The sequence below is a fragment of the Brevibacterium sp. UCMA 11752 genome (genome assembly GCF_021532235.1).
In the GTDB taxonomy this organism is placed as follows: domain Bacteria; phylum Actinomycetota; class Actinomycetes; order Actinomycetales; family Brevibacteriaceae; genus Brevibacterium; species Brevibacterium antiquum.
In genome coordinates this window covers 427,424-449,693 of sequence record NZ_JACBOS010000003.1, presented here as the reverse complement: position 1 = coordinate 449,693, position 22,270 = coordinate 427,424, and the positions used below count along the sequence as shown (strand labels likewise).

The 22,270-nt window shown below is 61.6% G+C and carries 21 protein-coding genes; 15 read left to right on the top strand and 6 right to left on the bottom strand.

The annotated features are described in order from the left end of the window. Positions 1-358 precede the first annotated feature (358 nt). Both HU144_RS02025 and HU144_RS02020 read left to right on the top strand, forming a co-directional pair. Positions 359-829: a helix-turn-helix domain-containing protein gene (locus HU144_RS02025; protein WP_101573532.1), complete on the top strand. Its 471-nt coding sequence runs from the start codon at positions 359-361 to the stop codon at positions 827-829. Further along, positions 826-1,221, top strand: a complete 396-nt coding sequence (locus tag HU144_RS02020) for an antitoxin (protein WP_235349913.1) — start codon at positions 826-828, stop codon at positions 1,219-1,221. Before HU144_RS02025 ends, HU144_RS02020 begins: the two co-directional genes overlap by 4 nt. A gap of 4 nt (positions 1,222-1,225) precedes the next feature. On the opposite strand, the gene HU144_RS02015 is transcribed toward HU144_RS02020, so the two are convergent. Further along, positions 1,226-4,273 (bottom strand): DEAD/DEAH box helicase, encoded by a 3,048-nt coding sequence (locus HU144_RS02015; RefSeq protein WP_235349912.1) that lies wholly within the window; start codon positions 4,271-4,273, stop codon positions 1,226-1,228. An 84-nt stretch (positions 4,274-4,357) separates the two neighbouring features. Here HU144_RS02015 and HU144_RS02010 point away from each other — a divergent pair, with 84 nt between their 5' ends. Continuing rightward, a complete protein-coding gene (locus HU144_RS02010; protein ID WP_235349911.1) occupies positions 4,358-4,666 on the top strand; it encodes a biopolymer transporter Tol in 309 nt (102 codons plus the stop codon). Positions 4,667-4,688: 22 nt separating this feature from the next. Here the strand turns inward: HU144_RS02010 and HU144_RS02005 are convergent, their stop codons facing one another. Next, positions 4,689-4,859: a hypothetical protein gene (locus tag HU144_RS02005; protein ID WP_235349910.1), complete on the bottom strand. Its 171-nt coding sequence runs from the start codon at positions 4,857-4,859 to the stop codon at positions 4,689-4,691. A gap of 121 nt (positions 4,860-4,980) precedes the next feature. On the opposite strand from HU144_RS02005, the gene HU144_RS02000 reads away from it, so the two are divergent. The 7 genes from HU144_RS02000 to HU144_RS01970 all read left to right on the top strand — a co-directional run bounded on the left by HU144_RS02000 (position 4,981) and on the right by HU144_RS01970 (position 10,213). Beyond that, on the top strand, positions 4,981-5,745 hold the full coding sequence (locus HU144_RS02000; RefSeq protein ID WP_204234543.1) for a MerR family transcriptional regulator: 765 nt from the start codon (positions 4,981-4,983) through the stop codon (positions 5,743-5,745). A 93-nt stretch (positions 5,746-5,838) separates the two neighbouring features. Next, positions 5,839-6,453: a small multidrug efflux protein gene (locus HU144_RS01995; RefSeq protein WP_235349909.1), complete on the top strand. Its 615-nt coding sequence runs from the start codon at positions 5,839-5,841 to the stop codon at positions 6,451-6,453. Positions 6,454-6,470: 17 nt separating this feature from the next. Next, positions 6,471-6,881: a hypothetical protein gene (locus HU144_RS01990; protein ID WP_127362643.1), complete on the top strand. Its 411-nt coding sequence runs from the start codon at positions 6,471-6,473 to the stop codon at positions 6,879-6,881. A 5-nt stretch (positions 6,882-6,886) separates the two neighbouring features. After that, the gene (locus HU144_RS01985) at positions 6,887-7,519 is read left to right on the top strand and encodes a homing endonuclease associated repeat-containing protein (protein WP_235349908.1); all 633 of its coding nucleotides are present in this window, start codon (positions 6,887-6,889) and stop codon (positions 7,517-7,519) included. Between the two features lie 230 nt (positions 7,520-7,749). Further along, positions 7,750-9,189 carry an MFS transporter gene (locus HU144_RS01980; protein ID WP_235349907.1) on the top strand — a complete coding sequence of 480 codons (1,440 nt, stop codon included), beginning with the start codon at positions 7,750-7,752 and terminating at the stop codon, positions 9,187-9,189. Next, positions 9,186-9,587 (top strand): RidA family protein, encoded by a 402-nt coding sequence (locus tag HU144_RS01975; RefSeq protein ID WP_235349906.1) that lies wholly within the window; start codon positions 9,186-9,188, stop codon positions 9,585-9,587. The genes HU144_RS01980 and HU144_RS01975 overlap by 4 nt, the downstream gene beginning before the upstream one ends. Further along, positions 9,584-10,213 carry an RraA family protein gene (locus tag HU144_RS01970; RefSeq protein ID WP_235349905.1) on the top strand — a complete coding sequence of 210 codons (630 nt, stop codon included), beginning with the start codon at positions 9,584-9,586 and terminating at the stop codon, positions 10,211-10,213. Before HU144_RS01975 ends, HU144_RS01970 begins: the two co-directional genes overlap by 4 nt. A gap of 401 nt (positions 10,214-10,614) precedes the next feature. Here the strand turns inward: HU144_RS01970 and HU144_RS01965 are convergent, their stop codons facing one another. Continuing rightward, positions 10,615-11,841: a metal-dependent hydrolase family protein gene (locus HU144_RS01965; protein WP_069599287.1), complete on the bottom strand. Its 1,227-nt coding sequence runs from the start codon at positions 11,839-11,841 to the stop codon at positions 10,615-10,617. Between the two features lie 85 nt (positions 11,842-11,926). Here HU144_RS01965 and HU144_RS01960 point away from each other — a divergent pair, with 85 nt between their 5' ends. Both HU144_RS01960 and HU144_RS01955 read left to right on the top strand, forming a co-directional pair. Next, on the top strand, positions 11,927-12,769 hold the full coding sequence (locus HU144_RS01960) for a MurR/RpiR family transcriptional regulator (RefSeq protein ID WP_168769744.1): 843 nt from the start codon (positions 11,927-11,929) through the stop codon (positions 12,767-12,769). Between the two features lie 88 nt (positions 12,770-12,857). Then, positions 12,858-14,288, top strand: a complete 1,431-nt coding sequence (locus tag HU144_RS01955; protein WP_009883501.1) for a sodium:solute symporter family protein — start codon at positions 12,858-12,860, stop codon at positions 14,286-14,288. Positions 14,289-14,387: 99 nt separating this feature from the next. On the opposite strand, the gene HU144_RS01950 is transcribed toward HU144_RS01955, so the two are convergent. Both HU144_RS01950 and HU144_RS01945 read right to left on the bottom strand, forming a co-directional pair. After that, positions 14,388-15,557 (bottom strand): pyridoxal phosphate-dependent aminotransferase, encoded by a 1,170-nt coding sequence (locus HU144_RS01950; RefSeq protein ID WP_235349904.1) that lies wholly within the window; start codon positions 15,555-15,557, stop codon positions 14,388-14,390. A 15-nt stretch (positions 15,558-15,572) separates the two neighbouring features. Continuing rightward, positions 15,573-17,027 (bottom strand): NAD(P)/FAD-dependent oxidoreductase, encoded by a 1,455-nt coding sequence (locus tag HU144_RS01945; protein ID WP_235349903.1) that lies wholly within the window; start codon positions 17,025-17,027, stop codon positions 15,573-15,575. A gap of 138 nt (positions 17,028-17,165) precedes the next feature. On the opposite strand from HU144_RS01945, the gene HU144_RS01940 reads away from it, so the two are divergent. Continuing rightward, positions 17,166-17,552 carry a cupin domain-containing protein gene (locus tag HU144_RS01940; protein ID WP_235349902.1) on the top strand — a complete coding sequence of 129 codons (387 nt, stop codon included), beginning with the start codon at positions 17,166-17,168 and terminating at the stop codon, positions 17,550-17,552. 38 nt (positions 17,553-17,590) lie between these two features. Here the strand turns inward: HU144_RS01940 and HU144_RS19330 are convergent, their stop codons facing one another. Continuing rightward, positions 17,591-19,228 carry a sigma-54-dependent Fis family transcriptional regulator gene (locus HU144_RS19330; RefSeq protein ID WP_235349901.1) on the bottom strand — a complete coding sequence of 546 codons (1,638 nt, stop codon included), beginning with the start codon at positions 19,226-19,228 and terminating at the stop codon, positions 17,591-17,593. Positions 19,229-19,512: 284 nt separating this feature from the next. Here HU144_RS19330 and HU144_RS01930 point away from each other — a divergent pair, with 284 nt between their 5' ends. Beyond that, on the top strand, positions 19,513-20,604 hold the full coding sequence (locus HU144_RS01930) for a zinc-binding dehydrogenase (RefSeq protein WP_235349900.1): 1,092 nt from the start codon (positions 19,513-19,515) through the stop codon (positions 20,602-20,604). A gap of 74 nt (positions 20,605-20,678) precedes the next feature. Next, on the top strand, positions 20,679-22,190 hold the full coding sequence (locus tag HU144_RS01925; RefSeq protein WP_235349899.1) for an aldehyde dehydrogenase family protein: 1,512 nt from the start codon (positions 20,679-20,681) through the stop codon (positions 22,188-22,190). Positions 22,191-22,270: the final 80 nt, after the last annotated feature.

Below are 22,270 nucleotides of genomic sequence, written 5' to 3'. Positions count from 1 at the left end.
AGTGTATCTAAAGTAAATATTGAAGCGAGTGTCTGACGTTGTTGATGTAGATTGCACATCTTGGTTGGACGGCTGGCATCGCAGTCCTGCCCCTCGAGCAGCTCCCGGATGTCATCGGCCGTCACCGTCTGACTGAAGGCCTGCCCGTTTGGACTGCGACCGTCGAAGGCCCCAGCGTCGGTCATGAGGGAGTCGAAGAGTTCAGCCTTCCTCTTCTGCAGGGCGAGGACCTTCTCCTCGATCGTGCCCTCGGCTCGATGAGGTCGAAGTCAAAGGGCAGTGGAAACTGAGGCGAGTGCGACGATCTTGCGAGTAGGTGACCTGGTGTCGTCGATAGCATCGCGCTATATTTGAGTGCATGGGACGGTTTCAAGCGCAGAATCCGGGCGAACTCATTCGCGAAGCGCGCCTTGATGCAGGACTTACGCAGACACAGTTGGCGCGGCGTGCTGGATTGCGCCAACCAAGTTTGGCTCAGATGGAATCTGGGTCCCGGAACGTTTCGGAGGAAATGCTCGATCGAGTGCTCGAAGCAGCGGACTACCGGCCGTCGCTTGCTCTGGCTCAGTACTTTGACGAAATTCTTCATATTGCTGCCTCCCGAGGACTACGCAACGTAAGAGTCTTTGGCTCGGTGGCGCGTGGGGAGGACGGTTTCGACAGTGACATCGATCTTCTCGTCACTCCAGATGAAGGTATCGATCTCTTCGATCTTGCACTCTTCATGGATGACGTTCAGCGGCTCACGGGGTTCCCTGTCGACGCTGTCGTCGACAGCGGCCCGCAGCCCGCTGGCTGGGAAGTCAAACGGGAGGCGATTCCACTGTGACTGATGAGGAGCGCTCGAACGCGCGGTTTTCTCCGCTGCCACGGCGCCGAGTGCCGAGGATCTCATCTCATGACGAGTCAAACATTCGAGAAGAGCTGAGGCGAATTCTGAATCGGGCGAAATCTGTGGCTTCCGGTGAGAGAGACGACTTCTTCGATGGAGACGCGTCTTATGACATTGCGAGCATGGTGATCATCCGGTTGGCATCGCTGACTGAGCGTTCTGAGTTTGAACCGTGGGCTCAGGTGCTCAGCCGAGATGAACTTGCTGCGATTCGAGCGATTCGGAATATTGCCGCACACGCTGGCTATGCGGTGATGAATGATGACCTGTTTTGGGACGCGGTCACTGTGCGCGTGCCCGAGATCATCGAACGGCTGCTCAGGCGCTGAACCCTTATCCCTCCAACAGCTCCCGGATGTCCTCTGCCGTCACCGTCTGGCTGAAGGCCTGCCCGTTTGGACTGCGACCGTCGAAGGCTCCGCCGTCGGTCATGAGGGAATCGAAGAGTTCGGCCTTCTTCTTCTGCAGGGCGAGGACCTTCTCCTCGATCGTGCCCTCGGCAACGTAGCGGTAGACCATGACGTTCTTCGTCTGCCCGATCCGATGGGCACGGTCGATCGCCTGATTCTCCGTCGCGGGATTCCACCACGGGTCCATGAGGAAGACATAGTCGGCCTCGGTGAGGTTGAGGCCGAACCCGCCAGCCTTGAGGCTGATGAGGAACACCGGTGCCGCACCTGTCCGGAACTCTTCGACGATTCTGCCCCGGTTCCTGGTGGAGCCGTCGAGGACGACGTAGGGAATGCCTCGGTGATCGAGGTCTTCGGCGATCTTGGTCAGGAACGACGTGAACTGGCTGAACACGATCGAGCGGTGACCTTCGGCAACGACATCCTCGAGTCGTTCCATCAGGGCCGCAAGCTTGCTCGACGGAACGCCTTCGTGTTCACCGTCGACGATGCGCGGATCCAGCGCCAGCATGCGCAGTAGAGTCAGTGAACGGAAGACGATGAAGCGCTGCTTGTCGTACTCGCTGTCGATGAACCCGAGGATCTTCTTCCGCTCCTTCTGCAACACCCGATCGTAGAGCTTGCGATGAGCGGCATTGAGCTCGACGTTGATGACCTGCTCCTGCTTCTCCGGCAGATCCGCAGCAACGAGATCCTTGTTCCGGCGCAACATGAACGGTCTGATCCGCTTCTGCAGGCCCCTCAGCCGACCGGGGTCCTCACCAACTTCGATAGGCCGAACATACTCCTTCTCGAAACGGTGGGCGCTCGGGAACAGTCCAGGTGCTGTGATGGCGAACAGCGACCACACATCGCGCAGAGAATTCTCCATCGGCGTGCCCGTCAGGGCCAAGCGGAACGGTGCATTGACCGACTTCGCCGCCTGATGAACCTGAGAGGAGCTGTTCTTCACGAACTGCGCCTCATCGAGGACGAACCCAGCCCATCTGAGGCGAGAGACTGGGTCTTCGTCCAGGCGCAGCATCGCATAGGACATGATGATGACATCGGCACCGGCGACCACCTCGGCGAGGGCGGTCTTCCTCTTCTGAGTCGACTCGGAAACGACACGAACGTCGAGGTCAGGGGTGAACTTCGCGGCTTCCTTCCCCCAATTGTCGACCACCGAGGTGGGGGCGACGACGAGGAACGGAAGCTCTGCCTGCGCATGAACGATCAACGCCAGAGTCTGCAGAGTCTTGCCCAGTCCCATATCGTCGGCCAGAATCCCGCCGAGGTGGCACCTGTACAGCAGTGCCAACCACCGGAAACCCTGCACCTGATAGGGACGCATAGTGACCCCACCCAGATGTGGCACCTGGGTGGCAGGCAGGTGGTCGAGGTCGAGCAGGGCCTGTGCGGACTCCTGCCAAGACGGGGCCGGAAGCGTCTCATCGGCGAGTTCTTCGAACTCCGACCACAGCCCCACGTGCAGGCGAGTGATCTTCGGGGACTCCGGCTCCCACTCGGGGATGAGATCTGCTTCAGCCAGCAGCGCTTTGAGCTTGTCGAAGGCGGGCTTGTTCAGCGACAGGAACGTGTTGTCGACGAGCTTGATCTTCTTCGTCCCCGCAGCCAGGGCCTTGTAGAGCTTGACGAAGGGGATGGGTTTGCCATCGATGGTGATCTGGAATCCCAGGTCGAACCAGTCGTTCTTCTCCGATTCGACCGAGGTGATCGTGATGTTGGGCTCCCCGCCGAGCTCGCGATAGGGCTGCTTCTTCCCGCGCGTGATGACCTTGACGTGCTCGATCTCCTCAAGCCCAGGCAGGACGTTGACGACGAAGTCCGCAGTGTCGGCGTCCGTGAGTTCCATGTCGCGGGGGTGGCCGGGCGGTTGGGTATCGGCGAGGATCGATTCGACCTGGGCAAGGACACGAGCTTCGTGTTCGAGATCGCGGTTGTCGCGGGGACTCGGCATGGGGGTCGTTGCAGTGCTTCGACCGGCTGCAGTGCTGCGGATGGCGGAGGTGCCGAGCTTGGTCAGGGGCACCACGGGCAGGGTCCGTCTGGGTCCCGAGTACTCCCAGTACCACTGCAGACTCAGGATGTCTTTCGCTCCGAACGCCATGAAGAGGACCAGCCGCGGGTCGCTGAACTGGGGAAATTTCACGGTTTCATCTGTGCTGACAACCTCGGCAGATGTGCGCAGCAATGGATAGTACTCCTCGAAGAACTCCTCGGACTCACTGCCCGGAATCGTGATCGGACCGGGTGAGGCGAAGACGGACAGTGCGGACTGCGCCGTCGGCTTCGACGCCGGCGCCAGTGTCACGGCAAAGCCCGAATCCAGGCCGACACCGAAGAACCCATGCGTCCAGATCGGCTTAGTCAGGCCCGGGGAGAATTCGCGTTCATCAATCGTCACCCGCGGCTGCACCCGCAGCTGGCTCTTCACCCGATTGACGTCGATGATGGCCTTCGCCTCGCGTCCGATGTGCACGTGCATGCCCTGATTGACGCCGACGAGTTCGATCCCGATCTCGGTAGCCTGAGCGAACATGTCCCACAGCAGCGGAGTATGGAAGTCGCCGAGGTTGTACGGCGCCCCATCGGGTGTGAAGTCGGTTTTGTCCCGGGTGCGCAAGCCCGCGAGCTGAGTGAACCATTCCTGATGACGGGGATCGACGTTGAATTGCCTGGCCATGCGATCGATGGTCCGCCACGTGAGGGATTTCTTCACCCAGTTACCTGATTCGCTGAGGATCAGGGGGCGGATCGCCAGGCTGGGATCCGTGCCGGGGGAGACTGCTTGCTTCTCCAGAACCACAGAATGCTTCGGTTCGAACCACGTCCGGGCCACCACCTCGACGAGTTCGAATCCCAGGGCCACTGGCGTGTACTCCTGCGGGGCCGCCTCGGCGAGGGAGGCGAAGGCGTCGCGCCAGCCGGCGGTGGCGGCGTCGGAGGACGCGGTGGGATTCTCAGGCACCGTGCCATCTTCTCATTGACCACGGACACATCACGTGGGCACTCGATGTGGACACAGTCGTTCGAGAAGAACAGACTGTTGATCATGGGCCAGGATGGGGAGCGTGAGTACAGCGACGCGCAGAAGTGGATGGTCATCAAGGGCCGGAAATGGCGCAGAACCGATCCGGAACTGCCTGAGGAGATGGTTGCAGAACTGAAAAGCCATCTCGGCACAGCGCGGAACGCTGTCCGCACCGCACAGAAGGCGGGAACGGACGAGGATGTGAGTGCTGCCCGAAATCGAGTTTCCATCGCCAAGTACGGACTCGGAGAACGGGGCGACTATTGGTGGCAGATGAACGTGGACAAGCGAATTGCGCGCGCTGAGGAATCCTTGGCCCGTCTGCGGTGAGGACCGTGGAGCGGTGCGTGCGTCAGGGGTTGAACAGCTCGATCTCGTCCGGACCGTAGTAGTCCTGTGCCCCGGCGCCAGTCCGCACGAGGTACTTTCCGGTCTTCTCATAGAGGAAGACGACGGTGCCGACACTGTGTGCCATTGCTCCGGAGGTGACCTGAACGGTATCGCCGATATTGAACTCAGTCATGGTTCAGTCTAAACATGCCGACTCGAGGAACAGGCCAATACACTGGACACAGTCAGGCAATGATGAGGCACCGACGACGCGGCGGCGAGGGGAACGGCTAGTGGGGTGGAGCACCAGTGAGTTGGCGGAGCTGACCGGGACGACGGTCAACACGATTCGGCACTATCACAAGCTCGATCTGCTTGCGGACCCCGAGCGGATGAGCAACGGGTACAAACAGTACGGACCCTCACATGTGCTCAGGCTCCTGCAGATCCGACGACTGCGCGAACTCGGAATCCCCCTGGCCGACATCAGCTCCGTTGAAGACGACCACGAAGCGCAGCAGCTCGCGCTCAAGCGGCTCGACGTCGAACTCGGGGAGAACATTGCAGAGTTGGAGAAGGCCCGTGAACAGATCGCGAAGCTGCTGCAACACGGCGCCCCAATCGACACCGCCTCCGAATTCATCGACATTGCGGCCACGATGTCCAGCCCCGATCGCAGCCTGATGTCCCTCTACTCGCGTCTCTACGATGAGGCGACGATGGCTGAGATGAAGACGATCATGACCGCGACGACTCCCTATGACCGAGAAGTCGACGACCTCGCCGAGGATGCCGATGACGCCACTCGCGCGAGGCTGGCCGAAGCGATTGCGCCAAGTATGAAGGAGCATCTAGAGACCAACCCCTGGCTGCTCGCCCCGCACCACGGGATGCGCGGAGACGTCGCCATGGGGCAATCGGCCATCATCGGATCGATCACCGAGCTCTACAACGAAGCCCAGATCGACGTCATGCAACGAGCCTTCCTCCAGGTGTACCCGACCTTGGACGTGGCGGAAGAGCACCGTGAGCGTTTTGCCGCCTTCATCAAAGCCCGCATAGCCGAGGAATCCGGCTGAGGATTTCCTGAGTTCAAACCTCAGGACTTGACCCTGTTCTGAGAACACAGTTTCCACTGGTAGTAATCAATCGGACTACTTCCAGAGGACATCATGAACACCGTCATCACCTTCTTCCAAGACCTCGCCTCCCACGTCCCCGACCTCTTGCAGCCGCTGATCATCGCGCTCGCCGGCGCAGTGCCCTTCGTCGAAGGGGAGGTCTCTGCCGTCATCGGCGTGTGGGCCGGACTCAACCCGATCGTCGCAGGCCTCGCCGGGGCCATCGGCAACTTCGTCTGCGTCACCGTCATCGTGTTGCTCGGTGCCCGGGCACGCAGGGCCGTGGTTACTCGCAGGAGCCGAACACCGGAGAGCGTTCCCGTTGGTGTCGGAGGGCCCGGAACAGTCATTGCCGACGAAAGCGCAATTGCCGATTCGAGCACAACGGCGGAGGGCGAAGCGAGGTTCCTCGACCAGCCACCTGTCGAAAAGAAGCCCGAATCGAAGGGTCGCATCAAGTTCAAACGCTTCCTCAACCGCTTCGGAGTCCCGGGTGCGAGCCTGCTCGGCCCCCTGGCCATCCCCACCCAGATCACCTCGACGATCCTGGTCAGCGCAGGCGTCAAAACCTCCTGGATCCTGCTTTGGCAAGGGATCGCCATCGTCGCTTGGACGACCCTGACCACGCTCATCGCCATCGGAGCACTCGGCCTCATCACCGGTTGAACAAGAAAGGAAGAGTCATGACCACCGCATACCGACACAGGAAGGCCCTCACCTATTCGGCCCTGATCCTCGTAGCCACCGGACTCCCGTTCGTCATGCCGTTCTCTGCCACGCTGCTTGGCTGGGCACTCGAAGTGCCGATGCGCCTGGCCTTCTCCGAGTCGCTGCTGGCCACCCTCGGCGTCTTCCTCGCCTGGTTCGTCATCTCCCGGCTCATCGACGTCATCCTCGATGGCAGCGACATCGGCGGCACGCTGACCGGACGATTGGTCTCGGCCGGTGCCTCGATGGTGCTCCTGGGCGGCGGTTACTTCCTCATCGTCGACTCCGCGCTCGCCTCACTGCTCATGGCCGTCACCGTCTGCGGACTGCTGTTCGCGCTGAGTTTCGCCATCGACCGTGGAATCGGTGCATCCCACGTAAGATGAAGTCGATGAATGATTCCGCCGCCGACAGGTCCCACACCGCCGCCCCCGCACTCATCGGGGCGCTGCTTCACCTCGCCGCGATCGACGCGGGCCTTCGCTCGGCCACGTCATCTGCGCTGAGTCCCGAGGACAGCGAGATCCTCACCGAGGTGGAAGTTGCCCTGCGCAATCAGACGTCGAGCGGGCGAGGCGTGGACGATGCCCTCGCCGAGGTGGCCGGATCCATTGCCAGCGTGCGCAGCTCTGCCAGCCCGGTGCCGCTGACCGCAGCGAAATACGAGAGGCAGCGCACCGCTGTCCTCGGCCACCTTGGCGTGGCCTCGAGCAAGGGCGCGAGCGTGTGGCCGCCGACGAGTCAGACCGCCGTCCAGCGCTTCGGCTCCTGGAACGAGGCGCTGAAGGCTGCAGGGCTGGCGACGAGCTCGGTCGGCCGCGCAAAGGGTCAGCTGCGCTTTGATGAGGCTGCCTACGATCAGGCAATTGCCACGTTCGTCGCTGACTGTGACGACCGTGATCTCGGTGCCACCTACAAGGCCTACGGCGAATACGCCGCCGAACATAAGGGTGAAGTGCCCTCGGCCGCGGCGGTGCGGAAGTTCTACGGAAGCTGGAGCGCAGCGCTCGCCTCGGCGGGGTGAGGGTCTGGTCGCCATCGGCTACCCGAACCTGCAAAAGCGCGGCGCAGGTGGAGTGGTCGTGCAGGTTCGGGTAGCTGGTGGCACAAGGACCGCCCAACACCGCAAATGTGCAAATACACAATTCTGAGTCCCACCTCGGTGTGAAATTTCATTGTCGCCGAAGTGCGCACAGGGAAGAGTGATGACAGTCACTTTCAACTCTGTTCATCTGTACTCCGGGAGGCACCACCATGAGTTCGCCCACTCGCACCGACGACGGATCCGTCGACAACTCGGGCACCGGCACAGCCGCCAGCGCTCGCCTCGATCGCGCGAAGATGCGCAAGATCGCGACCGCCAGCGTCATCGGCACCACCGTGGAATGGTACGACCTGTTCCTCTTCGGCACCGCCTCGGCGCTGGTGTTCAACCAGGTGTTCTTCCCCGAGCTCTCACCGGCTTTGGGTACGATCCTCGCGTTCCTCACCTTCGCCGCAGCCTACCTGGCGCGCACGGTGGGAGCGGTCCTGTTCGGACACTTCGGCGACCGCCTCGGACGTAAGTCGATGCTGCTCGTCTCCCTCCTCGTCATGGGTGGTGCGACCCTGGCCATCGGCTTGGTGCCCGACTTCAACACGATCGGCATCGCCGCACCCTTCATCCTGCTCACCCTGCGCATCATCCAAGGGCTGGCGCTCGGCGGCGAATGGGGCGGAGCGGTTCTCATGACCGTCGAACACGCACCCGAGGAGCGTCGAGGCTGGTACGGGTCGATGGTCCAGGTGGGAGTCCCCGTGGGGACGCTGCTGGCCAACCTCGCCTTCCTCATCGTCACCGGTCTCGTGTCCGAGGAAGCGCTCGTCTCCTGGGGCTGGAGGGTTCCGTTCATCGCCTCCGTCCTGCTAGTCGCCGTCGGCATCTACATCCGCCTCAACATCGAAGAGACCCCGAGCTTCCAGCAGGTCCGCGAACAGGGAGCGAAGGCCAAACTGCCTTTTGCTCACCTCATGCGCCACTACTGGAAGCCCGTTATCCTCGGCGGCATCGCCACCCTGTCGACCGGGTCGACCTTCACGCTCATGGTCGCCTCCGGCGTCAACTACGGCACCCAGGAGAAGGGGCTGTCGAGCAACTTCATGCTCTGGGTCGTCCTCGTCGCCTGCATCGTCGGACTCATCTTCATCCCGGTCTTCGGCCGTCTCTCCGACAAGGTCGGACGGCGCCCGATCATCGCCGCAGGAATCGCCGGCGAAGTGATCCTCGCCTTTCCGTTCTTCTGGCTCATCAACACCGGAAGCGCCGCCGCAGTCTTCCTCGCCTACGGGCTGATGATGATCGCATTCTGCGCGAACTACGGTCCGATCGCGACCTTCCTCGCCGAGCTCTTCGGCGCGAAGATCCGCTACTCCGGGCTGTCCGTGTCCTACATGCTCTCGGGCCTGCTGGGCTCGGCCATCACCCCCGCGATCACCGTGTGGCTGCTCGACGTCACCGGCAAGTCCGACTCGATGGCCTGGTACATCGCCGGCTCCGCCGTCCTGTCCCTCATCGCCCTGTTCCTGCTCACCGAAAACCGTCTGCAGAGCATCGACCAGGCGGATACCGCCGAGGCGAGAGTCGATAGCGGCACGTCCGTCGAGGTGGGGGCCAAGGCTGAGGCCGTCACCGAGGTGAGGGTGGAGAACCGATGATCCGTCGCATCGAGACCGCGCCAGGTCTGGCCCCGAGCATCGGTCCGTACTCACAGGCTGTGGTCGCCAATGGGTTCGTCTTCACCACAGGTCAGGTGCCCTTCGCCGCCGACGGTGTCACCCCAGAGGCCTTCGAAGACCAGGTGAGAACGTGTCTGAGCAATCTGCGATCGGTCCTGGAAACCGCTGGGAGTGGGATCGAGCAGGTCGTCAAGGTCAACGCGTACCTGACCTCACCCGAACAGCGGGAGCCATTCAACCATGTCTATGCCGACTTCTTCGGAGAGGCGAAACCGGCGCGGACAACTGTGTGCGTCTCGATCTGGGACATCTCCCTCGAGGTCGAATGTGTGGCGGTTGTGGGAGACATGTCCGAAGCCACGGGCGGGGCTGCATGAGCGCTGCGATCCCAGCTGAATTGATCGAGGCGCTCCGGGAGGTCGAGTTGCCGACGCTCGGTCACTTCCTCGAGGAAGGGTTCTGCACGCCGCGCATGGTCCCGATCAACGCGGGAGCGCAGATGGTCGGTCCGGCTCGAACTCTTGACCTGCGCGAACCCGATGCGCTCGCCGTCAATCGGGCACTGCACGGACTGAACCCAGGTGACGTCCTCGTCATTCGGGTCGCAAGCGGTATCCACGCCCCGGTCGGGGCGGTCACTGCGGCTGCAGCGATCGCGCAGGGTGCCGCAGGAATCGTCGTCGATGGTCCCGTCACCGACGTGTGTGCACTGCACGACGTGCAGGACCGGTTGCCGGTCTTCGCCACGGGGCTGATCGCACGGACGACGAAACGCACCGGTCGCCTCGGCGATGACGCCCTCGATTGTGTGGTCGAGATCGACGGCGTCATGGTCAGCCCAGGTGATCTGGTGCTCGGCGATCGTCAGGGTGTGCTGGTTCTTCCGCCGGCAGGGCCAGGGGACGAAATCCTTCAGGCGGCGTTGGCCTCCGATCGTGGCGAGTCGGCGCTGTTGGCGAGGATCGCGGCGGGCGAGGATCTGCGGGAGCTGCTGCCGGGATAGGCGTTCAGAGGCGTTCGATCATAGTGTTGCAGGCCTCGTATTCCCATATGACTGTGCGTGAAAACGTGACGTTTTCCAAAGCGCACCTCCTGAAAAAAGCGCGCGTCGAAGCGAACCCATGTGATGTCTGCCAGTTTGCGTCAGAAGAAGTGTGGTGCGCGGGCTCTGAACCTTTATCGGAAAACTCCGAGATCTCGCTCGCTGGGTGATTGCCCCTGAGGTCCGGAATCAGCGGCATCGCGACAGCGGTTGGTCCACCGGTACTGGCACGGGCGGCGTGCGACGTCGATATAGACTTCGCAGGAATTTCGTGTGTACGCGCGGTTCCTGGAGCCAGTCTCTACGTCAACGAGCGGCACGCTGCCGTGCGGTCCACTGGGAACCGCACAGCGGACAGAACCTCACTCGAGAAGGCGTCCTCCCTTGATGACGGAGTGAATTGAGCTGTCTGCGTCGCCCAGTACTGAAACGTCGTCCAGCGGATTGGCGTCGAGGACCAGCAGGTCGGCGGAAGCCCCTGCCGCTACCACGCCGAGGTTGCCTTCCTGTCTGAGCAGTTCGGCGGCTGTGGTCGTGGCCGAGCGCAGGACCTGGTGGGAGGTCTGAACTTTGGCGCGAATGGAAAATTCCTGGCCCTGGTGTGGGTGCATTCCGCCCAGCAGATCAGAGCCGTAGGCGATCTTCACATTGTGCTCAGCTGCCAGCTTCAGCGCATCCAGGCCAGCGTAGAGGACGTCGTCGATCTTATTCTGGCTAGCTTCCGGCAGGCCGAATTCAGCGCCATCCTGCTTCAAACGCTCGTATGTCACGAGGGTGGGGACGAGGAAAGCATTCTTCTCGAGAAGGAGTTCGACGCTCCGGCGATCGATGAGGTTGCCGTGTTCGATGGAGCGAACGCCGAGTTCAAGACCGCGATTGACCGACTTCGCAGTGTAGGCGTGTCCGAGTACATACCGATTCGCCGCTTCTGCTTCCTCAACTGCTGCTCGGATCTCATCGTCTGAGAACTGGGTCGAATCGACGCGGTCAGTGGGGGAGGCCACTCCGCCTGAGAGCATAATTTTGACGTGATCCGCACCCGTGCGCAGATTCTCCCGGGCGGCCTTTCGCACCGCGTCAGCTCCATCGCAGACAATGCCGATATTCGGACAGCACAGGTGCTTGTCCATGACATGAGTCCCGGGCCCGCGCATATCTGCGTGCCCTCCGGTCTGCGACAGCGCCTTGCCGCCGAAGAACAGCCGCGGCGCAGGGAAGAGATTCTCGCGCGCTGCCGCCGCAATACCGAAGTCTGCGCCTCCGGCATCACGCACGGTGGTGAAACCGCGACCGAGCATGTCTCCCATCAGGCGTGCGGCCTGGGCGCCGAGGTAGTAAGGAGATTGATCGCCCAGGTTGCCGAGGTTCGCGGTGGCAGCCAAGACATGGACGTGAGCGTCGATCAGCCCGGGGGAGACGATTCTGCCTTCGGCATCGAAGCAGTCGGACCCCGAAGGAGGGCCGCTTCCGCCGACCTCGATGATCTGCTCGCCATTGATGGTCACTGTCGTCGGCTCGGATATTGTTGCCGTATCCACGTCGAGGACCCGTGCGTTGATGATCGTGCTGATGCCCTGACCGAGATGCATTCCGTGTCTCCTTCATTGGATCCGATTAGGATGATGGGCCCAGAGTAGATGAAATGCAACATTTTTTGCAATGGAGGTCCGAACTGTGAGCAGCTTCTCCGAGTGGGTCGACACTCTTCGATCGGCTGCACGGCTGACGCGTGCGACGAAGACGATACTGGGTGTGATCAAGACGGACCCGGAAGAGGCTGCATACTGCTCTGCCCAAGCTCTTGCTGACATAGCAGAGGTGAATGTCGCCACTGTCGTTCGGGCCGCTCAGTCTCTCGGATACTCCGGTTGGCCGGCCTTCTCCGCCGAAATCCGCACCCGCTATCTGGCGTCGCTGAGCCCACGCAGTCTGTATCTGCACAATCGAAGTCAAGGGCTGTTGGCGACAACGATCGACAAGGACATCGAACTGCTCGAACGCATGCGCGATGGTCTCGATGAGAGCACTTTGAACAGAATGAGCGAGCACATCATCGCCTCCGAGTCCACGGGTGTGTTCGCGACGGGCTCCTACGCTGCCCCCGGAATGCAGCTGTCGCATGTGGCCCAGATGCTCGGCTACCGAGTGCGTCTGCATTCGGGCTCAGTGACGTCGATGGTGAACGAGGTCAATCTCCTCACCTCGCATGACTGCTTCCTCGCAATCACGCTGTGGAAGTCCTCCCGTGCCGTGGTGCAGCTGGCCGAGGTCGCGCGTGAGCAGGGGGCCAAGGTCCTCGTCATTGCCGATCGACGGACTGCGTTGACCGACATTGCCGACGAATATGTCCTCGTGCCCGCCGAGTCCTCCGAGCTGATCTCATCGCTCGTGTGTGCAACCAGCGCCGTCCAGTATCTGCTGGGGTGCCTTGCCCGACATGACGAGGAGCGGACCCAAAGCATGCTCGGACGCATCGACGACCTCTGGGGAGCCACCTCGGCGATCGCCGAAGAATGAGACGTTTGCAAAATATGTTGCATTCACCTGTGCTCATCGTTGAGAATCGTGGTCAGCGCATCTGTGCTCCACGACACAAGGGAACCCTATGAACCTCACATTCGTCATCGTCCTCATTGCCTACGTGGCGATCATGATCGCCATCGCTGCGTGGTTCGGTCGTGCTTCTGCCATGAAGGACGGCGAGGACTTCGTCCTGGCGGGCAAATCCTTGCCCACCTGGGTTCTCGCCGGGACCCTGCTGGCGACCTTCGTCGGCTCCGGTTCGATCATCGGCGGAGCGAACTTCATCTTCAGCAATGGTCCGCTGGCGGGGATTCTGTTCTTCGGCGGCACCTTCTGCGGGATCATCGTCCTGTACTTCATCGCTCCCAAAGTCCGGAGAAACGGGTTCCGCACCGTCCCGGAACTGTTCGAATCCAAGTTCGGCCGACCGGTTCGCGTTGCGGGCACCATTGTCGTCCTCGTGGCGTTTATCGGCATCACCGCGTACCAATTCACCGGAGCCGGTTATATCCTCACTCTCATTACGCCGCTGAGCACAACGCAAGCGACGATCGTCGCCACGGTGCTCATCACGTTCCTGTCGCTGTCAGGCGGGCTGAAGTCTGTAGCCTGGACCGACTTCCTCTCGGCCGTTCTCATTGTGATCTCCCTGCTTGGAGCTCTCGTCTGGGTGTTCCTCAATGATCTCGGCGGTTTCGGCAGTTACGTCGAACGGCTGGACCCTGCGTTCAAGTCCTTCACTGGTGTACTCACACCCTGGCAGATCCTGGGCTACTTTCTGCCACTGTTCCTCCTCATCCTCGGAGATCAGAACATGCACCAACGCCTCGCATCCGCCCGCTCTCCCAAAGTCGCCCGCAACGCGACGATCCTGTTCTTCATCGGAGCTGCGCTGATCGTCGCGCCGATCATTCTGCTTGCCTCAGGCTCATCCATTCTCATACCCGAGATCAATCCGGACATGGCGGTCCTCGCACTCGCAGAAGGCGAGTTCACGCCCGCGGGCATCGGTGCCGTACTCCTCGTGGCCGCACTTGCGCTCATCATCACCACCGGGTCGTCCTACCTCCTGACTTGTTCCGGCAACGTCGTCTACGATCTCGTATTCATCAAAGACAAGGAACGAGGAAACTCCAAGAAGGGGGTCCTGGTCGGCAGGGCTTCTGTTCTTGCGATCGCGATCTTGGGCTTCATCATGGTTCAGTTCTTCGAATCTGTGCTCGCTCTTCAGATGTACGCCTATACGATGTATGGCGCCGCGATCACCCCGACGGTTCTGGCCGCCCTGTTCTGGAAGCGAGTCACGGCAGCTGGCGCATTGTCGTCAATGGTCGCAGGTGGCGTCGTGACGGTTCTCTGGGAGGTCAGTGGCAGATCCGAGGACATCAATTCCGTCATTCCCGCGCTGCCTGCAGCGATCGTCGTCCTTGTCGTGGTCAGTCTGGTGACCAAGCCGACTGCCGCTCGGAGGAAGTCACCTGAGATGGACAGCAAGATTGTGCACGAGTCGTAGAAGCAGCTTCAGAGCGTACCTGCTCCGGCCACCTGAACCTGCAAAAGCGTCGTGCAGGCGGCGGTGTCGTGCAGGTTCGGGTAGCTGGGGCCGAGGAGATCACCGCGACGCGGCGAATGCCTCCAGCCGGTCGCATGCGTCGTTGATCGTCTCGGGTGAGACGGCGAATGTCAGGCGCAGGTAGCCTTCTCCGGCGGGCCCGAAGGCAGAGCCGGGGATCGTGGCGAGGTTGTGGTTCTCCAGCAGCGCTATCGCGAGTTCCCAGGAGCTCAGTCCCCACTCCTTGACGTTGACGAAGGCATAGAACGTCGCCTCGGGGCGGATGACGCGCAGCCCGTCGATGACGTTGATGCGATCGATCAGGATCTGACGCCGTTCGGCATAGGAGGCCACCATCATGCCGACGTCCGTCTGCGGTCCCTCGATCGCGGCGACCGCAGCCTCCTGAACGAATCCGGGCAGGCTCGAGGTCAGTCCTTCCTGGAGCAGGGACATCGGAGCGATGAGGTCCTCACCTCCGATGACGAAGCCGCAGCGCCACCCGGTCATCGCATAGGTCTTCGAGAAGCTGCCGATGGCGAGGTACCGGTCGAAGTCTGGGCGCACCTCGGCGATGGATGTGAACACGGCATCGTCGAAGACCATCTGGTCATAGACCTCGTCGGAGATGACGGTGAAGCCATGGTTGTCGGCGAGCTCAGCGATCCGCTCGAGCTCGGCCCGGTCCATGACCGAGCCCAGCGGGTTCGACGGGCTGTTGATGATCACGGCCGCGGTTCTGTCGGTGATGGCGGCCTGGACATCCTCGGCGCGGAGCTTGAAGTCGTTGACCTCCCGCACGGGAACCGACACAGCCGTCCCGCCGAGGCGGTGGACCTGACCCATGTAGTTCGGAAAGCTGGGATCGGGGATGATGACCTCTTCGCCCGGGGAGACGGTGACGTCGAGGGCGAAGGTCAACGCTTCCATGGCACCGAAGGAGACCATGACGTTCTCCGGTCCGATGCCCCGATCCCAGCGGCCGGAGTATTTGCGGGCGATCGCGCTGCGCAGTTCGGGGATGCCGGCATTGGCGACATAGCGGGTGTTGTTGTTCTCGATGGCTCTGATACCGGCGGCTTTGATGTGCTCCGGGGTGTTGAAGTCCGGCTCGCCGACGGTCAGTTTCACCGCATCGGGGAAGTCGAGGGCGAGGTTGAACATCTTCCGAATGCTCGAGGCCGGGTAGTTCTCTGCCACCGGTGAGATGCGGCGGTACGTGCGGGTCATGGAGTCCTTCTTTCGCTACTCGTGCAATCCTGCCAGGCGGGAACCGAACTGGGCGAGGAGGCTCGTCTTCTTCGCCCCGGTGATGCGTTCCCATTCGTCGGCGATGTTGAAGATCTTGTACATCGAGCGGATGCCCAGCCAGCGGATGGGCTCGGGCTCCCACTGACCGGAGAAATGATCGTTCCAGGGCAGTGCGGTCAGCGGCGTGGCGGCTCCCGAGGCCCGGTCGAGCAGGGTCTTCGCCGCCAGATGCGTGGCCGTCACCCCATGACCGGCATAGCCGCGGGCGACTCCGATGCGTTGGTCGGTATCGAAGAAGATGCCGGCGCACCAGTCCCGAGTCACGCCCAGGGCGCCGCGCCACGCATGGGCGACCTCGAACTCAAGGTCGGGGAAGAGCGAGGACAGGCGCGCACTCAACGCATCGACCACCTCGGCGGGGACTTGGCCGTCACCCGGCAGGCCGGATCCGAACTCGTAGGGTGCACCGCGACCGCCCAGAGCGATCCGATCATCGTCAGTACGCTGAGCGTAGATGAAGGTGTGCGCTGTGTCGCCCAGGCATTCCCGCCCGTCCCAGCCGATCTTCTCCCACGCTTCAGGCGGCAGCGGGTTGGTTGCGATCATCGACGAGAACACGGGAATGACCTGACGTCCTTCCAGCCCGGGCAGGTCGCCAGTGACGGTGTCCGAGTAGCCCTCGATGCAGACGAAGATCGTGTCACTGGTGACAGGCCCCCGATCGGTGGCGACGACGCCCTTGCCGATATGACCCGCCGAGGTGTCTTCGCAGATCGTGACACCCTGCTTCCGGAGGACGTCGGCCAGTCCACGTGTGAGCAGGGCCGGGTCGATGCGCGCGGTGCCCGGGAAGAAGACACTGCCGCGAGCGTTGTCGACGTTGATGTGTGCCTTGGTCGCCTCGGCATCGAGGAACTGCATGTCCTCGGGCCCGTACCCGTACTGTTCGTCGCCGTCGAAGAGTTCGCGCAGCCTGGACATTCCGGCCTCGGTTTGGGCGATGTCGATGTGACCGCCGCGGACCTGATGTGCGTCGATGTTCTCCCGTTCCAGGACCTCGAGCACCTCGTCGATCGAGTCGAAGAGCGCGGACTGGAAGGACCTCACGGACTCCACTCCGCTCAGTCCTGCCGAGCCGACCGGGCCGGTGGGATCAGCAGTGCGGGCACGGTCGACCGCCTCGGCGTATTTGGCTCTGTTGCCCGGCAGCAATGTCGAGAGCCAGCCGCCGTTGCGGCCCGACGCGCCGTAGCCGATGTGCTTGGCCTCGACGATGGTGATCTGCCAGTCGGGGTGGGCCTGCCTCGCATAGTAGGCCGACCACAGTCCGGTCATGCCGCCGCCGACGATGGCGAGGTCCTGTTTTGCGGTGGGAAGTGGGGAGGGAGAGGTGGTCTCGGGTGGTGACTGGGTCAGCCAATGGGAGGCCTCGCCGTTGAGGTAGGACATGGAATCAGTTCTATCCCACCGCTGGAGCTAAGTAAATGGTTGCGGGGCGGCGTATTGCCATATGGAATCCGTGCGGCCCTGGGATGGTTTCATAAATCACGGAGCGCGATCGATCCGGCTGCTGGATACACTGATTCCATGAGCGCAATGGAGCCGATCAGCACCCACGACTATTCTCTCGACCACGGGCCCATCGAGGACTGGCAGCGGGTGGATGCGACTGCCTCGGCGACGGGAAGAAATACGGCCCCGGACGCAACTACCGCGTTCGCAGAGCTGGGCACGATTGCCGGAGCCGAATACGGGCTGTGGGAGATGGGCGCCGGGGCGATGCGCGACGTCGAAGGTGAGGAAGTCTTCCTCGTCATCAGCGGCACCGGCCGGATCGAGTTCGACGAACCCGCATTGGCTCCGGTTGAATTGGGACCGGGGTCGCTGGTCCGGCTTGAGGACGGGATGAAGACCCGCTGGTGTGTCGACGAGGCACCGCTGCGGAAGTTGTTCATCGCTCCGAGCGAGGGCTGAGCCGAAGCCCAGAACACCGTGCCGCGGGCTTGTCGGTACTAGTACTCGATCTTCAAGCTCCGCAGACGCCGGTAAAGAGTCGTTCGGCTCATTCCCAGCGCTCGGGCGGCCTGGTTCTTGTTGCCTTCCGCAGCTGCCATGGCTTCGACGATCGCCGCGCGTTCGGCCCGATCCAATCCGAAGAGAGGCTGATTCTGATCGCGTCGATAGATTTCGGGCAGGTCGGATAGGGTGATCTGCCCGCTGGCTCGCTCGGCCAACACCTGCATGAGGACTTTTCGGAGCTGCACTAAATTGCCGGGCCAATGTGCTCGGGCCAGTCCCTGTGATGCGGTTGCAGAGAATGTGAAGCGTTTCTTGCTGGCAATCTTCTGCGCCATCGCCTCGATGAGGATCGGAAACTCGGCTACTCGTTCTCTCAACGGGGGGAGCTCCACGTATTGATCTGCCATTGACAGAACCGAGCGAAGACGCTCGTCTGCCTCTTGAGCGTGAGAATCCGCGGTGATGACGATTCGGGCACTGGAAGCATCGTCGCTGACCAGCTGGCGGAGAAAACTGAGCTGTGCCGTCGGCAGAAGATCGATATTGTCGATGATGAGTGCTCCGGTGGTGGCGCCCACTGCCTTCTGCAGACGTTTGGACCACACCTGAGCGCCAGCAGTCTGTAAGTCAACGCAATCGATGAGGGTGGGCTCGAGAGGGCGGGATGCCTCGCGGGCCGCGCTGGTTCTGCCGGTGCCCGGCTCTCCGACTACCGCGACTGAGCCCGAACGCCCCTGCACCGCTTTCAAACGGCCTCCCCACACGTCTCCGGCCATATTCGCGCGTGGGCGACCGCGAGGAATCGTCGCCTTCTTCTGCCACAGAGGGTGCAGCGTGAGAATTTCTCCGCCGGATCGAATGTAACGGATATCCACTGCGACGAGGCGGTCGGAGGCGACTGCGATGGAAGCCTGGGACGAGCGTGCGAGGCGTGCCTCGGCAATCGTGCTCCGGAGCACGCCATAGTCGATGTGTTCGAGAAGCCCCTCGGCCTTCTGATTGCTCATCACGGTCTCATCGCCGATGGCACAGACCGCCTGATCTGTGCCTCGGGAAGCCTGGAGGAATTCGGACATCAGAGAGTACTCGTCGTGATACGTGTTCTGCAGGAGCTGCTGCTCGATCTGATGCACCATCGTTCGGCCGAAACCCTCGAGCAGAGAAGTAGTCGATTCGGTCGGAGCGGTGACATTGAGCGCGCCTTCGAGCCTCTTGCTGCCGGGGTGGATGATGGGGATGCCGAAGCAGGAGAAATCGCGAAATGCTTCGACGAAGTGTTCGTCGCCGTCGACGGTGATTCCGCGACCTGTCTCCAGTGCGGTTCCGATGCCGTTGAAGCCGAGCTTCTCTTCGCTGAGGTCTGCGCCGGCAATCAGCCCGCGTTGTTCGACCTGCGCCCCGATCCGGGACTGTGCTCCGCCGACCGTCTGCACGAGAAGGCCCGAACGATCTGCCACCAGCAGAGACAGATCCAACCCGGCGAGCTCATCGCCGACAGCGCTCAAGGTGGCGCCTGCGGCGCGAAGCAGCGCGGTTTTCGCAGGGAAGAGGTTCGTCGTGTCTGTGAGGTTCTCCGGAAGAGAGTCGTGGGTGACACCACACAGCTGCGAGCGCTTCCATGCAAAGTCCACTTCGCTTCTGCGCGATGTAACTTGCGGCACGTGACCTCCAAGGGCGTAAGACTTCTTCATCTCGTCGTGCTTTTGAAACCTATCTCACAAGAGTGTCCGGCACAAGCAGTCCGATGATAGGTCCGAAATGGACTGGCGCAGCTGAGCAGGCGGACGTATGCAGAGTGTTTCATATGTGGACGCTTGTTCATATCGGTTCGACCCTAGCCTGGACAAGAGCCATCGCACCGTTGCAGCTCGCAGTGGTCGATGGTCCACATCAGAAACCGAGAAGGGAAATTCCGATGAAAGCATCATTGGCCACCGAGGTGGGCGGCAAATTCACTACCCACGATGTACAGATCGACGACCCCCGAGGGCGCGAAGTGCTCGTCGACGTCAAAGCCTCAGGGCTGTGCCACTCTGACCTCCACCTCATCGACCACGACTACGGAATGCCACTGCCAGCTGTCGGCGGTCACGAGATCTCCGGAGTGGTCAGATCTGTCGCATCCGGGGTGACGAGCATGAAAGTCGGTGACCACGTCGTCGCCTGCCTGATCCCATTCTGCGGTGCCTGTGCCGAGTGCCTGGCTGGCCACAGCACCTTGTGTCTGAACCCTGCCGCCGTCTCTCGTGGGGAAGATGAGAGTCCCCGGATCTCCTTCGCCGATGGGTCTGCGATCGCTCAGTCGGTCAACGTCGGCGGCTTTGCCGAACAGGTGCTTGTGCATGAGAATCAGCTGGCCGTTGTCAATAACGAGATTCCATTCCCCCAGGCCGCACTTCTCGGATGCTCGGTGGTCACGGGTGCCGGTGCTGCGATCAATACCGCTCACATCCGACCCGGCGACACAGTAGCGGTGGTCGGGACCGGCGGAATCGGCCTCAACGCCATCAGCGGTGCCAGGCTCTGCGGTGCCAAAAACGTCATCGCAGTCGATATCGTCGACAGCAAACTTGAAGCGGCGAAGAAGTTCGGCGCCACCGATGTCATCAATTCGGCTGAGACGGATGCAGTGGCTGCCATCCAAGAGCTGACTGGGGGCGTCGACCATGCCTTCGAAGTCATCGGAATCAGTGCCACTCAGCGACAGGTGCAGGAGATGACTCGTCCGGGTGGAACTGCCTACCTCATCGGAATCGCCCCTCCCGGTGCCACCACCTCGTTCGACTCATCTCTGGCTGATCTGTTCGCGCAGAGGAGCCTGCAGGCCGTGCTGATGGGCTCGACCAACGTCAAACGAGATATAGCGCTGTACGCGGACATGTACGTCCAAGGTCGATTCGAACTCGATGGCCTGGTCACCCGCGAGATCTCTCTGAGCGAGATCAATGAAGGCTACGAGATGCTGAAGAAGGGCGAAGTCATCCGCTCCATCATCACCTCATTCTGAGGCGAATCGAGAGTGTTTTTCGGACGTTACACGAACACAGACTGGCCAGCAGGGCCGGTCGGAGAGAAGTCATCATGAGTCCAACAATTGAGACCCGAACGACGGTCCAGTCACCCCAGATCAGCAAGTTCCTCAAGCAGCCTCAGAAGATGTTGATCAACGGCGAATGGTGTGACTCCGTTTCCGGGCAAACCTTCACCACCTATGATCCCGCCACCGGGGACGTCCTCGCTGAGGTTCCGCGAGGAGGACCGGAAGACATCGACCGTGCGGTCAAAGCGGCCCGCACCGCCTTCGAGGAAACCTCTTGGGCTCGGCTGCGGCCCAATCTGCGCGAAGATCTGCTGTGGCGGATCTCCCAAGCGATCGTGGAACGAGTAGAAGATTTCGCGGAATTGGAATCCCTGGACAACGGCAAACCGATCGGCATCGCCCATGCCTTCGACGTGCGCGCCGCCGCAGACTGCTTCCGCTACTATGCAGGGTGGCCGTCGAAGATCCAAGGAGCAACGAACAACCCCTCCATGCTGTTGGCTCCGACCGAAGTCGAATTTCATTCCTATACTCGGCGTGAGCCTGTTGGGGTCTGCGGTCAGATCATTCCGTGGAACTTCCCGTTGCTCATGGCCGCGTGGAAGATCGCTCCCGCGCTCGCCACTGGTAACACTCTCGTCCTCAAGCCGGCAGAGCAGACACCGCTGACAGCTTTGCTCCTCGGCCAGATCATGGTTGAGGCCGGTGTCCCTGCTGGAGTCGTCAACATCGTCACCGGGTACGGGGACGCAGGAGCTGCACTGTCGGGTCACGAGGATGTAGACAAAGTGGCATTCACCGGCTCGACCGAGGTCGGAAAGAAGATCGTCAACGCAGCTTCAGGCAATCTTAAGAAGGTGTCGCTCGAGCTCGGAGGCAAATCTCCGAACATTGTCTTCGAAGACGCGGACATCCCCAGCGCTGTGGGTGGGGTCCTACAAGGCTTCACGCTGAACTCGGGCCAGGCGTGTGAAGCCGGTACCCGAGTCTATGTGCACGAAAAGATCTATGACGAGTTCAACCAAGCCCTGGCCGAGCAGGTGCGGACCTTGAAGGTAGGCCCGGGCAACGATCCCGAATCTGCGATCACTCCGCTGGTGTCGGAAGAACAGCTGAACAGGGTTGTCGGCTACCTCAATGCGGGTAAGGAAGAGGGAGCGCACGCGTTGGTGGGCGGCAATCGCCACGGCGATTCAGGCTACTTCGTGGAACCGACTGTCTTCACGGACACGACCGAAGACATGTCGATCGTGCGAGAAGAGATCTTCGGGCCGGTTGCTGTCTCAATTCCTTTCTCCGACGAGAGCGAAGTGATCAAGGCTGCCAACAAGAGCGAATACGGACTGGCGGCGGGACTGTGGACCACAGACCTCAGCCGGGCACATCGAGTCGCAAGCAGGTTGAATGCCGGCTCGGTGTGGGTCAATACCTACCATGCACTCGATAGTGCACTTCCGTTCGGCGGGTTCCACCAGTCGGGTTGGGGACGTGAGCTCGGGCCTGAGAGCATTGAGCTCTATACACAGGTGAAGTCTGTGACTATGGCGCTCTGATTCCGTGCAGCTCCAATGAGACAGGTCCGTTGTCAGGTTCCGCGGTTCACATCGGCACTGTCTTGCTGAGCGCACAATTC

Excerpts from the sequence above, each read along its gene's own strand:
- HU144_RS02025 (WP_101573532.1), top strand. The coding sequence starts at position 359 with ATGGGACGGTTTCAAGCGCAGAATCCGGGCGAACTCATTCGCGAAGCG.
- HU144_RS02010 (WP_235349911.1), top strand. The coding sequence starts at position 4,358 with ATGGGCCAGGATGGGGAGCGTGAGTACAGCGACGCGCAGAAGTGGATG.
- HU144_RS02005 (WP_235349910.1), bottom strand. The coding sequence starts at position 4,859 with ATGACTGAGTTCAATATCGGCGATACCGTTCAGGTCACCTCCGGAGCA.
- HU144_RS01995 (WP_235349909.1), top strand. The coding sequence starts at position 5,839 with ATGAACACCGTCATCACCTTCTTCCAAGACCTCGCCTCCCACGTCCCC.
- HU144_RS01990 (WP_127362643.1), top strand. The coding sequence starts at position 6,471 with ATGACCACCGCATACCGACACAGGAAGGCCCTCACCTATTCGGCCCTG.
- HU144_RS01985 (WP_235349908.1), top strand. The coding sequence starts at position 6,887 with ATGAATGATTCCGCCGCCGACAGGTCCCACACCGCCGCCCCCGCACTC.
- HU144_RS01980 (WP_235349907.1), top strand. The coding sequence starts at position 7,750 with ATGAGTTCGCCCACTCGCACCGACGACGGATCCGTCGACAACTCGGGC.
- HU144_RS01975 (WP_235349906.1), top strand. The coding sequence starts at position 9,186 with ATGATCCGTCGCATCGAGACCGCGCCAGGTCTGGCCCCGAGCATCGGT.
- HU144_RS01970 (WP_235349905.1), top strand. The coding sequence starts at position 9,584 with ATGAGCGCTGCGATCCCAGCTGAATTGATCGAGGCGCTCCGGGAGGTC.
- HU144_RS01965 (WP_069599287.1), bottom strand. The coding sequence starts at position 11,841 with ATGCATCTCGGTCAGGGCATCAGCACGATCATCAACGCACGGGTCCTC.
- HU144_RS01955 (WP_009883501.1), top strand. The coding sequence starts at position 12,858 with ATGAACCTCACATTCGTCATCGTCCTCATTGCCTACGTGGCGATCATG.
- HU144_RS01950 (WP_235349904.1), bottom strand. The coding sequence starts at position 15,557 with ATGACCCGCACGTACCGCCGCATCTCACCGGTGGCAGAGAACTACCCG.
- HU144_RS01945 (WP_235349903.1), bottom strand. The coding sequence starts at position 17,027 with ATGTCCTACCTCAACGGCGAGGCCTCCCATTGGCTGACCCAGTCACCA.
- HU144_RS01940 (WP_235349902.1), top strand. The coding sequence starts at position 17,166 with ATGAGCGCAATGGAGCCGATCAGCACCCACGACTATTCTCTCGACCAC.
- HU144_RS01930 (WP_235349900.1), top strand. The coding sequence starts at position 19,513 with ATGAAAGCATCATTGGCCACCGAGGTGGGCGGCAAATTCACTACCCAC.
- HU144_RS01925 (WP_235349899.1), top strand. The coding sequence starts at position 20,679 with ATGAGTCCAACAATTGAGACCCGAACGACGGTCCAGTCACCCCAGATC.